Origin of the sequence: Paucilactobacillus vaccinostercus DSM 20634 (assembly GCF_001436295.1) — a bacterium.
GTDB lineage: Bacteria > Bacillota > Bacilli > Lactobacillales > Lactobacillaceae > Paucilactobacillus > Paucilactobacillus vaccinostercus.
The window spans coordinates 51,984-67,028 of sequence record NZ_AYYY01000030.1; the positions used below are offsets into that span (position 1 = coordinate 51,984).

The window sequence follows — 15,045 nt, forward strand, 5'->3', positions numbered from 1 at the left end:
TTGATCGATCAGGGGAATTAAGTCTGCCATCGTATCGACCGTAAAGTCCGCGCCGGCGTCTTCAAATGTTTTTCTAGCAGTTCGACAGTATTCTTGACGCTGTAACTCGCTTAACTCATCAAATTCAGCGGCTGAAAGGCCAATGACATTACTGCCTTCAACTACACCGACAGAAATTGTATGTGCATTTTTACCCTCGAGAATATCATTTACGGTGTCGCCAATCTTGATTACAGTTTGTGGATCATCAATATGCATCTTTTTCATGGCCAAGTTCAGCATTGCAGCCTGCGGTCGACCAATCAGATCGGTTTGTTCCGAAGTGATGTTGATTTCTGGTTGATATCCTTGCCGAGCCGTCATTTTTAAATTTTGTGCAACCATCGATTCCGTATATCCCGATGTCGTTGCTATCTGGAGATGATGCTGATTCAAATAATTAATAAGAGCTTTCATGCCTGGTTTTAGAATGGCCGTCTCCCCGATTACTTGGGCCACCTCCGTCTGAAACTGCGCATAAACCAACTCAACCGCCGCCTCCAGATTAACCTCCGGATGTTGTGTTTGCCATTGTTGCCAATTTACAGGTTGTTTCAGTATTTTTTCTACATGCTTAATTTTATCCAGTCCAACGTCAGTGCGAATCGTTGCCTCACTCAGCCCAATTCCAAAACGAGCAAATGCGCGCTGAAAGGCAATAATGGGTGCCCGACTACCGTAGTCAACCGTGGTGCCCGCCCAATCGAATACTACTGCTTGAATTGTCATTTGATCTCCTCCATCTTTCCTATGCTTCAATAAATTTGGCTCTTAACCGTCTTGAAACTAATTCCAAACCAAACGTAAAGGCCAAAATCAGATAAATAATCATCCCTACCTCGTGAAAATCAAAGTAGAAGCTGCTTGCCATGTAGAGTTGATACCCGATACCGCCGGCTCCAGCAGCTGCGCCCACTACCACCGCATTCGCAAAATTGATTTCAAATCGAATGAATGTCCAACTCAATAATCGAGACTTAACCGTTGGAATTACCGCTTGAGCAATAATAGGTAATATCCCAATTCCACCAACTTTTAACGCCTCAATCGTGTCCTGTGGCAATTCTTCAATGCTGTTAGCAAATACTTTCGCAAGATAAGCCACACTATGAAATGTCAGTCCAATTACGGCGGCATCGGCACCCAGTCCCAGTGACACACTGTAAATCAAGACCCATAAAATAGTAGGAATCGCCCGAATTGATGCCATCAAGCTTTTCATAATCTGTGATAGCCACCGTGGTGCCAAATTATTGGCTGAAAGAAGGGCCATCACGAACCCACCAAAAGCCCCCGCAATGGTTGTTAAACCAGCTAAATAGATGCTTTGACCAAGTGCGGACAATAACTTAGAAAAAGTATCATTCCCCACATTGGGACTTAAAAACATTATTTTTAAGTTCCCCATGAATTCATTCACCGCCTCGATCACCTTAAAATGGGCGGGAACAATGGTTGCCAAAGTATAAATCGTTAAAATTCCCAAGACTGTTAAAACACTGTTAATCGTCAGCTTACGCCGGTTTAGCCGTCGTTTCTTTTTAGCTCGGACTCGAACTTGGCTTTCAATTACCGCTCTTTGCTCCATTATCTAATCAACCTTCCAATTCTGTTTGACGAGATTTCTAAGAAAATGACCAATACGGCAATTGAAACCACCACCATTCCGGCCGCACCATATTGCAAACTTTTAAAATACAGATCAAAAATAAAGCCAATTCCCGTTCCAGTTAGTAATCCCACTAGGGTCGCATCCCGGATATTATTTTCAATCATATATAGTAGCCACTCGATTAATGGCACTGCAGTTTCCGGTAGCATCGCTTGGACGACTGAAGTGGTGTAGGTGGCCCCTGTTGTCTGGATGGCTTCCATCTTTTTAACATCAAAATCTTCAAAGGTTTCCAAAAAAGCACGTGTCAGAAACCCAATATTCATGAACAGTAATGCTAAAAATCCAGTCAATTCATTTTGTTTAAACGAAAACAGTAAGATCATCGCCCAGGCAACGATCGGGATGTTCCGCATAACTGAAGCAAAACCTCGAATGAGCCATCCCACTTTCCATTTTGACAGCCCCACGTTTTGCGCACCCAGCATTCCTAGCACTACTGCAATCACCGCAGCACACGATGCAGCCGCGACCGCGATCAAAAATGTCTGCCACAGTTGTGCCAAAATGTCTGGCATATATTGCAAACTATTCGCATTTGGAATAAAGTTCTGTGCCAACCAAATAATGCCTTTGTCTGTCGCCAACCACGCACTAGAGTTAAACCCCGTCAGTGCTGCGGCAGCAAGGTAAAGAACTACAATTTCAGTAATTAACAGTAATAATCGATAGTTGCGATGCCTAAAAAACTGATGGGCACTTTGATTCATCAAATCATCCCCTCGTCTAGTCATAAATCGTTCGAATGGCAGCAACGTCTAACGCTGAACTGGGGCCATCAAACACAACACTCCCAGCTCGTAAACCAATAATATGATCAGCATATTCCTTCGCCAGCTCAACTTGATGCAACGTCACGACAATCGTCATTTTCTTTTCAATCGCCAATGACCGTAAGATATCCATGACTAACGTCGCCGATTTTGGATCCAACGACGCAACCGGTTCATCGCATAGAATAATTTGTGGATGTTTCATCAGTGCCCGCGCAATCCCGACCCGTTGTTTCTGACCACCGCTAAGATCCTTGCACTGCTTGAAAGCAAATTCTTCTAGTCCCATTTCCTTAATAAGCGCCAGTGCCTCTTGCTGCTCCTTATCCGAATAAATGGACAAAATCCCAAGCAATGTTGGCTTACCACCCAAGGTGCCATGTAAAACATTTTCTAAAACGGTGAGTGGTTCAATTAAGTTATAATTCTGAAAAACCATTCCAATTTTGCGTCTCATTTGCCGCATCTTGCTTCGATTAAGGGTTCTGACATCGAGCCCATCAATCAAAATTTCTCCCTGATCATCCTTAATGAGTTGGTTAAGGCTCCGCAACAGGGTTGTCTTCCCCGCACCAGAGGGGCCAATAATTACCGTAATCTCACCTTTTTCAATTTCCATCGAAATATCTTTAAGTGACATCGCTTCTTGGTCATAACTTTTTGACAGTTCATTCACTGCTAACATACCGTTCGCCTACTTTCCTAGGACCTTGTGGGTTGGTGCATACCACTTATCGCTGACTGCAATAAAATGCGTTTTACCCTCTTTGGTAAACATCCCTCGTGTTTTAGAACCTGGTTTGGCAAAGAAATGCTGATCATTGGTAACCTCCTTTGAAGTCAGAACCTTGACGATTTTCTTCACATCTGACTTGCTGACCTTTGCCTCATTCGCAACAATCGGTTCATTTTGAACAGCATAGGCAGCAATTGCCGTGCTCTGCTTACCACGAACCGTGTTGAACGGTGCCGGCGCATCATTATTAACGGTATAAGTGGCGCCAGCACCCGTCTTATTCCCGCTAAATTTACCGTAGCTAACCATGTCAATGTCATCAAATGCGGCAACATCAGCATCCCCTTTAAAAAGATTTAACGCTGACCCTTGATGGGACTGACCGTATAGTACTTTTGAAAAAATTGCGCCACTCTTTTGTAACTGCGCTTCATTTTTTAACTTAAAGGTTTTCTTCAGGGCCCCTGCCGGGATTGCATAGCCTGATGTAGAAGTGGTAGATACAAATGAAATCCGTTGATGCTTGATCTTGCTCAAATCATATTTACCATTCGTTTGATAGTTCCTTGCTTTATTCTTTGGCACCATCAAATAACTGTAATATTTGGCATCTTTTAACGTACCCGATTTGCCAGAATATGTGACTAACGGCTTTACCTGACTGTTTTGTTTATGGGCTTCAATGTATCCATCAGGACCCATTAACGCAATTTGCGCTTTCCCGGACGAAATTGCATTAATGGCAACGTTGTAATCAGTCGTCGTTTGCACCTTTACCTTTTTACCGGTCGCCTCACTAATCTTTTTACTCAAATCCGTACGTGCCGCGGATTCTTCCTTAGCCGAATCACTTGGAAGAAAGACCACCGTCAGTGTTTTACTTGATTGACTCTTACTAGAACTTGCACACCCTCCCAGACTTAAGACAATCCCAAGAAGACTAACTGCCGCAACAATTGTCTTTGATACCTTGTTCAAAAAAATCAACTCCCTCCTATGGTTTCAACATCAATATACCTGCCCGATGTAAATGCAAAGTAAATCATATGTAACTTTTGAATTCATGATCTTTACCATGTAAAATCAGCTCGCTAAAAAAGCGTTTATAAATCTCACTAAGATTTATAAACGCTTCATTTAATTTTTTTAAACAAGGACTCCCGGTTTAACACTCTGTGCCATTTCAAAATCATCCGTTATAATGCCAGCGACTCGCTTTTCAAAAAGTTGCTTCATCTTTTGTGGATCATCTACCGTCCAAATTCGTTCTTCTAAATTAGGCAAATTTTGATAGTGCTTAAGATGAACCCCTGACAAATGTGCAATCTGTGCTAGTCGTTGGGGCTGGTGCAATACGTGGTCAGATAATAAGCAGTATTGCTGGTGAGCATCCACTCGATATGCGTTTTTCAATGTTTGGAGCGAAAATGAAGAATAAATAACTGGATATACCAAATCGTAGTCACGCACCATGTCTAACACAATTTTTTCAATATTGGTATAGTGCACTCGATCTGTTTTAAATTCTAAATTTAAATAAACCCTTCGCTGTGCCACAAGCTGTAATAGCTGTTCCAGACTGGGAATTGTTTCTCCATTTGATAGTTGAAACTGCTGTAACTCGTCAAAAGTATACTGTCTTATTTTGCCGCGCCCATTTGTCGTCCGATTAATTTTTTCATCATGCATAATAACGGGGATATTATCTTTTGTCAGGTGAACATCAAATTCTAATCCATCAATTGCATGGTCAATCGCATAACTAAATCCACTCAACGAATTCTCTGGAAATTTAGCTGGATACCCCCGATGCCCAAAGATTAAGGTTTCATCAATCATTGTGAACTACTCCTTTTTTACCCGCTGACTAATTTCGGAATCAATAGTTGCACCACCGCAAAATCGAGCTAAACGTGCCCCCGCTCTCTTTTACACGGCCATTTTAGCAAGGCAATGTAAAAGTAAAGTCAAAGTAATGTAAAAATTCCTCATTAATTTTAATGAGAATGTTCTAATTTTGAATCGTTCTAAACTAGAAAAAGAAGGCCCAATTTACGTGCCTTCTTTTCAGCTATTCTAATTAAGAATTAGTATCATCTAGAGACCGAAATGCCGTTATCATGCCGTTTATCCGTAATTGGACCGTTGACTGATTTTTCTTTAAATGAGAAAATGATTAAAATATTAACTTCGACACCAAGGAGGGCAGGAGACGTGAAAACTTTAGCTGAACTTAATCGCCGTGGCAACTACATTATCATTTCAGTAAACGGCGACCATAAACTCAATCGCCGCTTGGCTGAAATGGGAATTATCGCCGGTAAAAGCATCACCATTATTTCTACTTCGAACGGCCCCATGGGCATGATGATTTACTTTCAGGGTCAGCGACTGGCAATTAGCGATGAGATCGCACAAAAAATTGCCGTCCGTAATATTGCTGAAGACGACGCCGTGGAGCTGCAAACCATGTCCGAATTGCAGGTCGGTGAATCCGGGATCGTGGTGAAGCTCGTCGGTCCTAAAGCGCTCCGCAAACGCCTGCTTGATATGGGGCTAACTCGTGGCACCCTCCTAAAGGTCAATCAAATTGCCCCGTTAGGTGATCCAATCGAGCTCCTCATTCGGGGATACAAATTAAGCCTTCGCAAAGCCGACGCTGATAGCATTATGATTGAGAAAGTCTGAGGTGATTAAAGATGACAACCCTAGCACTCGTAGGAAATCCTAATAGTGGTAAAACCACCCTATTCAACACCCTCACCGGTTCTAATCAACGCGTCGGCAACTGGCCCGGCGTCACAGTGGAACGTAAGGAAGGGCAACTCAAACAAGACCACACCATCATGATTCAAGACCTCCCGGGGAGCTACTCGTTATCACCCTACAGCTCCGAAGAAGTCGTTACCCGTAACTTCTTAATCAATAACCGGCCCCGTAAGATTCTCGACGTGGTCGACTCTACCAACCTAGAACGTAACCTATACCTAACGCTTCAAATCATGGAAACTGGTATCCCCATCGTCTTGATTTTGAATATGATGGACCTACTAGCTAAACAAAAAAATCGCACCATCAATATGAAGAAACTCGCATACATGCTCGACGTTCCCGTCGTCGGCATCAGCGCCTTAAAGCATAATAATATTGACAAGCTCATTGATAAGATTCGGGATGACGACCCACAAACTTATTCAATGCCAAGCTACGATCCACGGCTAGAATCAGCCATTGAAATGATCAAAGCCCAGATTAAAGATCGAGTACCTGAAGATCAAAGCCGTTGGTTTGCGATCAAGCTCTTCGAACGCGATGAAGAAATTACTGCCCAGTTCGAGTTCGATGCGCACCAAGCCCAAGAAATTGAAACTATTATCCACACTGCCGAAGGAATCTTCGACGATGAAAGCGACAGTATCGTGGTGAACGCCCGCTACGACTACATTGCCCGCATCGTCAATATGTGTGTCATCGATCACGGTGACTTCAAGATGTCCGTCAGTGATAAAATCGACCGAATTGTTACTAATCGCTGGCTAGCGCTACCGATTTTCGTCCTTATCATGTGGTTCGTGTACTTCCTCTCGATTCAAACAATCGGTACCATTGGTAGTGACTGGGTCAACGATCACCTCTTTGGGACCCTAATCCCAAACACGGCGACCCACATTTTAACTGCTTGGCATGTGGCACCATGGCTGGAAGGGCTCATTGTCGATGGGATCATTGGTGGGATTGGGTCCGTCCTTGGCTTTTTGCCGCAAATTGCAATGCTATTTTTGTGTCTCGGCATTTTGGAAGACTGCGGCTACATGGCACGCATTGCGTTTGTCATGGACCGTCTTTTTCACCACTTTAATCTTTCAGGAAAATCGTTTATCCCCATGCTAATCGCAACGGGTTGTGGCGTACCCGGAATTATGGCGACCCGCACGATCGAAAATGAAAAAGATCGCAAGATGACGATCATGCTGACGACCTTCATGCCCTGCTCCGCCAAGCTAACAATTATCGCACTGGTTTCGGGAACCTTCTTCCCGCACAATAGCTGGGTCGCACCATCCGCCTACTTTCTTGGTGGATTAGCCGTCGTCTGTTCCGGTATCTTCCTGAAGAAAACCAAGATGTTTAGCGGCGATCATTCCCCGTTTGTGATGGAGCTCCCCGCTTACCACCTGCCACGCCTTGATAATACGCTCCGCAGTGTCTGGCAACGTGCCTACGCCTTCATTTATAAGGCCGGAACGATCATCTTCTTGTCTTGCGTCCTTATTTGGTTCCTCTCCAGTTTCAATTTCCGGATGCAAATGGTCGACCAAAATCATAGCATCTTGCGCGCCCTGGGAGCCGTAATCGCACCAATTTTTGCACCACTGGGATTCGGTGATTGGCACGCAACCGTGGCTGTTTTGGCAGGCCTCATTGCTAAAGAAAACTGCGTCGGGACCCTTCATATCACCTTTATGTCCGGAGCGAGTGGCGCCAGTTTCACCGAACTCCTACGTGCCAACTACAGCGCAATGGCCGGCTATTCTTTCCTTGCCTTTAACCTGCTGTGTGCCCCCTGCTTCGCCTCAATCGGGACGATGTACAAGGAATTTGGGGATGCCCGTTCCACTTGGCGGGCCGTCTTCTATCAGACATCAGTGGCCTACATGGTGGCTCTGGTTATTTATCAGAGTTCACAGCTGATCAATCATGTCTTTTCACCTGTTGGCCTTGTTTTGGCAGCTATTGTCGTTGCCATTATTTTCTACGGTCTCTTTGTTAAACACGCCCAAAGCGATAACGAAGCCGTTATCAGCCTCTAACACAGAAAGGAAGCTTTTCCCATGTCAACCATCATCATTGCTGTGATTCTATTCGCCATCGTCGGTGCCGTCTTTTACAATCGGTTCTTGAAAAAGGGCCACAGTGCCGCTAGTTGTCACGAATGCTCAGAGATTGGGTGCCCCCCCTTAGTCGAGCAGGCAAAAACCGTTAAAAAGCTATCTAAGCATCAGGCCTAACGACGCCTTCCAAATAACCGTGCGAAATGTTTGTATTTTCAATCTAGAGAGCACTATAATGATCATTAGGATGTGTTAACCATTAACAATCCTCAATTATTTTGTGATTTACAGCGGTTTGTGATAAAGAGGTGATCGATATGGCAAAATTAAGTAAAGAACAACGCAAGGCCATGATCCAAAAGGCCGAAGAAGATCGTGCAAAGCACCCTCAAGCAAAAAAGGGCTCTGGATTCGCCAATCTTGATAAGGAAGCCGAGCGACTTTCAAACGAAAACTAAAGCTGTCCTTTAATTATAAGGACACACTTAAAAAGGAAGACCATAACTACCATCGTAGTTACTGCCTTCCTTTTTTTCTGTATTATTTGATCCATCAAGCTCTAAATCATACGAATCTCACGTCAGAATTCTACGCTCTAACCTGGGTTGCTTCCGCTTCGTGTTGCGATACCACACCCAAGTAGTAATCATCGCGTTGGAGGTAGTCCAATGTCCGCTTGGCGTCTGCGCCTTCAAATGATTCGATGATCTGGAAGGCTTCGCGCCGAGAAATATGTTGCAGGTCATCCGTTGTCCGGCCTTCTTGTGTTGCCCGCAGCAGATCACTGGCTTCACCCTTGTTGCGAGCCCGAAGCACATATGAGTTGTTGTATTGATCAGTGCATACATAGTAGAAATGACGTTTGATTTGTGTCACCTTTTCACGATCAACAGCTGGTCGCTTGGTGTTTTTTAGTAATTGATTAACTTTGTCCAAATCTACACGAAGTTGATTATACCGCTTACAAAACAGACATTGCTGTCCTTCGCCAATTTCGTGATCACTCTCTTCTTCTTCATGGACGTTCATCAAATCCAGCAGTTCGCCCATCAAAATACCACGATACTTCTTTAATTTGAACCGACATTGATCTTCACTACTACTCATCATGTGCGTTCCTCCTTCAAAACCAATTATTTTATTCGACATTTGAGTTATTTCTGACCAAAGTAAATATCTCAAAGTTATTAATTCACGCCTATTTATGGCAGTTATCATTTGTACGGGTTTACAACTTTAAGAATAATTCACGGAGCTAACTATGTCGATGGTGTCACTCTCTGGTATTTTTGCTAAAATTCAAAAAAATTGAGAGAGTTTTTTGAGATTAATTTAAAAAGTTCGACCCTAAAATGTCGGTTTCGGGATACAATAGAGTTACCAAAGTAAATACGTGGCTTATCATTTTGATTCAAACGGGTGATCAGATGGACTACCAGCTTTTTTTTGAAGAGGACGACGCACTTTATTATCAAATTTTGCAGCAACTTATTCGTCATCATGGACAGCGTGTTTCGGAAGCTCAGTTACAAGACCAGTTTTCGCTTACGCCTTACCGACTTCACAAGGCAATAACAACTATTAATAATGACTTAATGACCATTTCCAACGCGGATAATCCAATTTATCTGGACGAACCGGAAAAGGGCATTTTACGTGGCAATCAGATCACAACGGTCGCACTCCAAAAGGTGGGTTTAATCTACCTTCAGCGTTCACTGATGTTCGTTGTTTTTGAGTACCACTATATTTATGCCCATCAGTCTTCCAAAACAGACTACATGAAGGAACATTTTATCAGCAATGCCACCTTCTACCATGCTGAAAGTCGCATGAAAAAAATCATCAAGCAGCTCGACTTCAGCCATACCGTGGTCAGCAAAAGCTTAACGAGTACCGAATATATGACGCGGTTGCATCTTTTTCAGCTCTACTACACCGCCTATAACGGCATTGACAGCCCCTTTAGTGACCTAGACCCATTGATCACAATGCTTATTGATCAGTTGAAGGCCGTCTTTGACATCAGCTATACGCCAACGCGCCTCAATAAATTATCTATTTTCTTGAAACTTTGGATTATTCGGGTTACCGGCGAAAATCCAGTGGCAACTAATTTATTAACCGACATTCCACAATCGCTAGTCGATCAGCTTCAGGCAATTCGAGCGCTCCTTGCTAAGGAGTACCTCATCAATGTTAGTGATGACGAACTCGACTACCTGTATACCTTCCTAATGGTTCAAGATTACATCGCTGTCGATGTGACACGCTTTAGTCCAGACATCGTCCCTGCTGCTAACCATCTGACCGATCTCTTTATGAAAAACGTTGCCGCTCACCATATTCTGGTGGATCCCGCGCAACTCACGCAATTACCACTTCGCGATAAAATTTCTAACATCCATATTCAATTCACAACCTTCTACATTGAACCCACAACCTTCGTGGACGCCAGCCAGGTAAGCTTCTTTCAAGAATCTTATCCGCTCTTTGATGAAGTTGTGAGCAGCTTTATTATGCAACTCCAACGTAATTCCGACTTCAAATTTACGGCGAAGGATGCCACGAACCTGTACTTCAGTTACATGTTTGCCCTCATTAACGCAATTCCCACCGCGGCACTCGTAGACAAGGTTTACGTCTGTGTCGACTTTTCACAGGGTGACCTTTACACTGACTACATCGTGAGCACACTCCAAGCTTTCAACAACGCCCATATTGTGATCGAAGAAAATATTAGTGACCATACAAACATCTACCTGTCCGATTTTTATTCTAGTTTCATTACCCAACCACAGATTATCTGGCAAGATCCGCCAACACCCACTGATTGGGGTCAACTGGCTGACACCATTATCGCCTGCAAAAAGGCGCAGGATTAGGTGCGCACCCGAGAGGAATTTCATCATGGATACTCACGAAAATTCACAACAATCGCATAATATTAGCGCGTCAAAGCGCTGGCTCTGGGGCAGTTTGCTCACCGTCTCAACTCTGAGTGCACTCACGCTAGCCACTCCAGCTCAAGCAGCTTCTTCAGCCGGCTATCAAGATGCCACCGTGCAACCTGCCACTAGTAACCCAATGGTGTCCGATGCTTCAGCAGAGACCACATCAGCTAGTGCCATCGCGTCTATCTCCGGCAGTGCCCTCGCAGCCGACGTGAACTCTTCGGCAGCCACCGACGCAGCCGTCACAGCAGATTCAGCGAATACCGCAGATTCTGCTACAAGCGCTACTACTGATAGTCAGACATCCAATCCAATAAATACCAGTGCCAGTGCAACGATTACTATCGCAGTTGAAGGTCAAGCCACCCGAGTAGTGACCGTAACGGGAACCTTGGGGGATTCAGTTGCGGAAGCTTTTGGTTACCCATCACTAACGCAATACGATACTGCGCAGTATGATGTCACAACGACTAACGGTGTTGGGACCTTTACCAACGATCAGAGTGATAATGTGACGATTACGATCACCCATAAACACGTTTATACCGACTTTGAACATAGTGGACTCACCACGCAAAGAACCATTACCTTTGACAACGTCCCCGCAGACGCTGACGGTACGGTTGCTAATCAAACACAAACAGTCAAATGGGCCACTGATACGGACCTCGTTACTCAACAAACAACGTATATTCCTATGGCGAGTGCTTATATTCAGTACGTTTTTCACCAACCAACCGGTTATGACGCCACCAGTAATGGCGTCCAACTGACTAGTAGTGGTCAAAATATAATCGTGACTGCTGACGCACTCAGTTCAACCACCACCCTGCCAACTAATCGGGCGGTCATTGTGACCTTTACACTAGCGCTTATTAATGGCCAAATTGTGTTTTTTGACGATGATCGTGACGGTGAACAGGTCGTTACCATTGAATTTTCAGGTTACACGAATAGCCTCCAATTCAAGATTCCGACCCACTATGTCGTTGCCAATTTACCCGTCGTTCTTGCGCAACTGCGTGATAGTGATGAACTGACTTTTAATAGCACTGCCATCGGTCAAAATATGACGTTCAACGTGTATCTCAAGCACCAGTTAGAAACAACGACCCAATCCAAAACGATTACGGTTACCATCGCAAATAATCAAGCTCAAAAAACCTTGACGTTCACCCGAACGGCAACCACCGATTTAGTTACTAACCAAACCAGTGTTAGCGACTGGACCACGGACGATCAGTTTAGTTCACTAACCACGGATGACGGCCTCACTACGTTTGACGCTCAATCGGTTCTTTCCAACGGAACCACACTGGCCACAACGATTGCCAATTTTGCTAGCCAAGCTGATGCTACCAGTCAAACCGTTTTGCTAACCGCGCCCGACCACGTCGTAACCACCACTGAACACAAACAATTTTTGATCACCATTGATGGTAATCAAAATCAGGCTACCGTTAACTTTTCTCGCACAAAGACCACTAATTTAACGACTAATCAATCTACTTACAGTGATTGGGTGGCTGATCAATCCTTCTCTTCATTGACTACGGATGATGGCCTTACTACTTTCAACTCGCTATCTGTTGCTGATAACGGCCTGACAATTGCCGAGAACTTGGCCAACTTTGCTAATCAAACGAACACAACCAGTCAGACAATTACACTGACCGAACCGCAACACCTCGCCACGACAACCCAGCATAAACAGCTCACCATCACACTGGCTGGCAATCGTGCACGGGTTACACTTTACTTCACACGTATCCGCACTACCGACCTTGTCACCCACCTTTCAACATACACGGATTGGGTTAGCGATGAGTCATTCCAATTAACCTCTGACGACGGTCAAACTACTTTCACATTGCAATCATTAGCCGACAATGGATTATCTATTGCGGCCAACATTGCCGCATTTGCGCGCCAATCTGGAACCGCAAGTCAAACACTTCAACTGACAAATTCAGAAGATCAAACCAGTGCAACGGTCATCTACACCGATCCAACCACTCAGCAAACAGTCACCTCCCAGACACTCAAAGGTGCCGTTAACGCCCCGATCGTCTTCACGACCGTTAATCACTTGGCCGCGTTGCAACAGCAAGGCTACCAAATGATTAGTGATGAGACTGCGCTGCCACAAACATTTACCCGCGCACAACAAGTTTTCCACGTCACAATCAAGAAAGCGGCTAAGACGACCCCACGTAACGCCATGCAAGCCTACCAAAAGTACTTTCCAGCATCTCCAAGCGCCAAAAAGACGACGACTAACCAAAATCGGCACGCTACGCCCAGCCACTACACGACCAGTCAACAATCAGTCAACGACCTCAAAAAGAGCCAGTTGGGTCCTGGCCATCAACAAGTGGTCTTCGGTGGTGCCGGTTCATCGCACGCTTCACACGCCATTGGTGGCGGAAACGACAATATCACGACGGAACTGGGCCAATTTTTCGTAAGCCTATCCGGAACGGTTAACTTTGGCTACGTTGATTAGTCCACGCATATCCCTAAAAACACAAACACTATCAAAAAAATGCGTACCGAAATTCATGAAAAATTGAATTTCGGCACGCATTTTTACTTGTTCGATCTTTAGTTTTGCGACTCATTTTCAGTCCTGAATCAAAGACTAGTCTCCCGTCACAAAAATGATCCGGTTGGTCGTTTCCGTTGGCCAATTTTCATGAACTGTACTCAATGGGTAGGCGGTTACTGGTACTTGTAGGGTACCATCGCTAATCAACGTCAGTAACTTCGGCAAATACGTTGCTAAATCATGGGCAGAAAAAGAGCCCTGCCCACTGCCAATGAGTGACAATGCGGTACTTCGGAGCGCCGCCGCTGGGAACGCAAAGCTACTGCCCGCTAATGAACCAATCTCTACCCAGTTCAGTAGTTGATGATGGTTCTGGCGTTGCTTGAGCAATGCTGGCATCACCCGTGCGATGACGTCACTCCATAGATAATCCAGCACCACATCGACGTCGCTCACCTGCCCCAATTGTGCTTCAAAATCGGTGTCGATTAAATTAAGTGTTAGATCGGCTTCACTCACACGCAATTCTTCAGCATTACGGCCTACCGCGATCGTTGTGCTAGCTCCTAATAATTTACTAATCGTAATCGCGAGGCGCCCCGCATTACCGGTGGCCCCTAAAACGAGCACTTTTTTGCCCTGAACTTGTTCTTGTCCTAACCGCGCCATGATCACCATGTACGATGACATCGCTGGATTAACGGTTGCCGCCACTACACTTGGGGTTGCGTTGGCGGGTAGCGGCATCACATAGTGCGCATCCGTGACGACTTGCTCAGCTAACGTCCCAAAACGGGGCTTCGACCCAACAAAATAGACGAGCTGACCATCCGCTGTTTTGCCCACACCATCTACCCCAGGAATTAATGGTAGCTACCCTTCACTAGAATAGTGCGTCCCATTTGCCTTAGCCATCACCACTTGGTTAACACTGGCGGCCAGCACATCCACGACGACTTCATTCGATTGTGCCAGCGGTAAGGTGGTTTCTTGATACATTGGTGCTTGAGTCAACCACTCCCGACTAAAGTCGGAAGCTTGTGAGAACTGTACCTAACGGTGCAATGACCACAAATTGCTTAGATACAGCGCTTGCCTGCAAGCAGGTCTTATCCGCTAATTACCAAAGCCTTTATAGTCCGCAGGTTGCCAGACGGACTGTATAATTTTACATTGATGCGAGACCTTTAGCCAAAATATTTTGAGCGGCATTATGGTCACGAATATGGTGAGTTTCACACTGCGGACATACCCAATTACGATCGGCTAGTGTAAGTTTGTTCATTATTCCAGTGCCCATAATAAACCCGCAATCATGGCATGTCTGAGTAGTGTTTCTCGGATTAACGGTGATAAATTTTCGACCGTACAGGTCGGCTTTATAAGCCAGCATGCCCAAAAGCGTTCGCCAACCAACATCAGAAATACTCATGGCCAGAGCGTGATTTCGTAACATATTTCTACTTCTAAGCTCTTCAGCGACAACCAAAT

Annotated in this window: 15 protein-coding genes and 1 pseudogene; 6 read left to right on the plus strand and 10 right to left on the minus strand. The window is 44.8% G+C overall.

The features are described from left to right. Nucleotides 1-66 precede the first annotated feature (66 nt). The 6 genes and pseudogenes from phnX to FC26_RS07600 form a co-directional block, all read right to left on the minus strand. Nucleotides 67-768 (minus strand): annotated as a pseudogene (phnX, locus tag FC26_RS13055) (phosphonoacetaldehyde hydrolase); the annotation flags it as partial. A gap of 19 nt (nucleotides 769-787) precedes the next feature. Then, nucleotides 788-1,627, minus strand: coding sequence for a PhnE/PtxC family ABC transporter permease (locus FC26_RS07580; protein ID WP_057779334.1), 840 nt, complete (start codon nucleotides 1,625-1,627; stop codon nucleotides 788-790). Further along, complete coding sequence (locus FC26_RS07585) at nucleotides 1,627-2,421, minus strand: ABC transporter permease subunit (protein ID WP_057779335.1); 795 nt, start codon at nucleotides 2,419-2,421, stop codon at nucleotides 1,627-1,629. Before FC26_RS07585 ends, FC26_RS07580 begins: the two co-directional genes overlap by 1 nt. Nucleotides 2,422-2,437: 16 nt before the next feature. Continuing rightward, nucleotides 2,438-3,169, minus strand: coding sequence for a phosphonate ABC transporter ATP-binding protein (gene phnC, locus FC26_RS07590; protein ID WP_057779337.1), 732 nt, complete (start codon nucleotides 3,167-3,169; stop codon nucleotides 2,438-2,440). Between the two features lie 9 nt (nucleotides 3,170-3,178). Beyond that, nucleotides 3,179-4,198, minus strand: coding sequence for a phosphate/phosphite/phosphonate ABC transporter substrate-binding protein (locus tag FC26_RS07595; protein WP_057779338.1), 1,020 nt, complete (start codon nucleotides 4,196-4,198; stop codon nucleotides 3,179-3,181). A 168-nt stretch (nucleotides 4,199-4,366) separates the two neighbouring features. Continuing rightward, nucleotides 4,367-5,059 (minus strand): glycerophosphodiester phosphodiesterase family protein, encoded by a 693-nt coding sequence (locus FC26_RS07600; RefSeq protein WP_057779340.1) that lies wholly within the window; start codon nucleotides 5,057-5,059, stop codon nucleotides 4,367-4,369. Nucleotides 5,060-5,434: 375 nt separating this feature from the next. Between FC26_RS07600 and FC26_RS07605 the strand changes: the two genes are divergently transcribed. The 4 genes from FC26_RS07605 (at nucleotide 5,435) to FC26_RS12920 (ending at nucleotide 8,510) form a co-directional block, all read left to right on the plus strand. After that, nucleotides 5,435-5,908: a FeoA family protein gene (locus tag FC26_RS07605; protein WP_057779341.1), complete on the plus strand. Its 474-nt coding sequence runs from the start codon at nucleotides 5,435-5,437 to the stop codon at nucleotides 5,906-5,908. Between the two features lie 11 nt (nucleotides 5,909-5,919). Next, nucleotides 5,920-8,031: a ferrous iron transport protein B gene (feoB, locus tag FC26_RS07610; protein ID WP_057779343.1), complete on the plus strand. Its 2,112-nt coding sequence runs from the start codon at nucleotides 5,920-5,922 to the stop codon at nucleotides 8,029-8,031. Nucleotides 8,032-8,052: 21 nt separating this feature from the next. Then, nucleotides 8,053-8,229 carry a FeoB-associated Cys-rich membrane protein gene (locus FC26_RS12505; RefSeq protein WP_083483784.1) on the plus strand — a complete coding sequence of 59 codons (177 nt, stop codon included), beginning with the start codon at nucleotides 8,053-8,055 and terminating at the stop codon, nucleotides 8,227-8,229. A gap of 140 nt (nucleotides 8,230-8,369) precedes the next feature. Then, nucleotides 8,370-8,510: a hypothetical protein gene (locus FC26_RS12920; RefSeq protein ID WP_164478251.1), complete on the plus strand. Its 141-nt coding sequence runs from the start codon at nucleotides 8,370-8,372 to the stop codon at nucleotides 8,508-8,510. A 130-nt stretch (nucleotides 8,511-8,640) separates the two neighbouring features. On the opposite strand, the gene FC26_RS07615 is transcribed toward FC26_RS12920, so the two are convergent. Then, nucleotides 8,641-9,162 carry a hypothetical protein gene (locus FC26_RS07615; protein WP_057779344.1) on the minus strand — a complete coding sequence of 174 codons (522 nt, stop codon included), beginning with the start codon at nucleotides 9,160-9,162 and terminating at the stop codon, nucleotides 8,641-8,643. 296 nt (nucleotides 9,163-9,458) lie between these two features. Between FC26_RS07615 and FC26_RS07620 the strand changes: the two genes are divergently transcribed. Further along, nucleotides 9,459-10,937, plus strand: coding sequence for a hypothetical protein (locus FC26_RS07620; protein WP_057779346.1), 1,479 nt, complete (start codon nucleotides 9,459-9,461; stop codon nucleotides 10,935-10,937). Nucleotides 10,938-10,962: 25 nt separating this feature from the next. Next, on the plus strand, nucleotides 10,963-13,512 hold the full coding sequence (locus FC26_RS07625) for a mucin-binding protein (RefSeq protein ID WP_057779347.1): 2,550 nt from the start codon (nucleotides 10,963-10,965) through the stop codon (nucleotides 13,510-13,512). Nucleotides 13,513-13,647: 135 nt separating this feature from the next. On the opposite strand, the gene FC26_RS07630 is transcribed toward FC26_RS07625, so the two are convergent. The 3 genes from FC26_RS07630 to FC26_RS13060 all read right to left on the minus strand — a co-directional run. Then, on the minus strand, nucleotides 13,648-14,400 hold the full coding sequence (locus FC26_RS07630) for a quinone oxidoreductase family protein (RefSeq protein WP_057779349.1): 753 nt from the start codon (nucleotides 14,398-14,400) through the stop codon (nucleotides 13,648-13,650). A gap of 27 nt (nucleotides 14,401-14,427) precedes the next feature. Further along, nucleotides 14,428-14,568 (minus strand): hypothetical protein, encoded by a 141-nt coding sequence (locus FC26_RS12745; RefSeq protein ID WP_157061118.1) that lies wholly within the window; start codon nucleotides 14,566-14,568, stop codon nucleotides 14,428-14,430. 154 nt (nucleotides 14,569-14,722) lie between these two features. Continuing rightward, nucleotides 14,723-15,045 (minus strand): RNA-guided endonuclease InsQ/TnpB family protein (locus tag FC26_RS13060; protein WP_235809485.1); only part of this gene is annotated, 323 nt, incomplete at its 5' end.

Excerpts from the sequence above, each read along its gene's own strand:
- FC26_RS07580 (WP_057779334.1), bottom strand. The coding sequence starts at position 1,627 with ATGGAGCAAAGAGCGGTAATTGAAAGCCAAGTTCGAGTCCGAGCTAAA.
- FC26_RS07585 (WP_057779335.1), bottom strand. The coding sequence starts at position 2,421 with ATGAATCAAAGTGCCCATCAGTTTTTTAGGCATCGCAACTATCGATTA.
- phnC (WP_057779337.1), bottom strand. The coding sequence starts at position 3,169 with ATGTTAGCAGTGAATGAACTGTCAAAAAGTTATGACCAAGAAGCGATG.
- FC26_RS07600 (WP_057779340.1), bottom strand. The coding sequence starts at position 5,059 with ATGATTGATGAAACCTTAATCTTTGGGCATCGGGGGTATCCAGCTAAA.
- feoB (WP_057779343.1), top strand. The coding sequence starts at position 5,920 with ATGACAACCCTAGCACTCGTAGGAAATCCTAATAGTGGTAAAACCACC.
- FC26_RS12505 (WP_083483784.1), top strand. The coding sequence starts at position 8,053 with ATGTCAACCATCATCATTGCTGTGATTCTATTCGCCATCGTCGGTGCC.
- FC26_RS12920 (WP_164478251.1), top strand. The coding sequence starts at position 8,370 with ATGGCAAAATTAAGTAAAGAACAACGCAAGGCCATGATCCAAAAGGCC.
- FC26_RS07615 (WP_057779344.1), bottom strand. The coding sequence starts at position 9,162 with ATGATGAGTAGTAGTGAAGATCAATGTCGGTTCAAATTAAAGAAGTAT.
- FC26_RS07625 (WP_057779347.1), top strand. The coding sequence starts at position 10,963 with ATGGATACTCACGAAAATTCACAACAATCGCATAATATTAGCGCGTCA.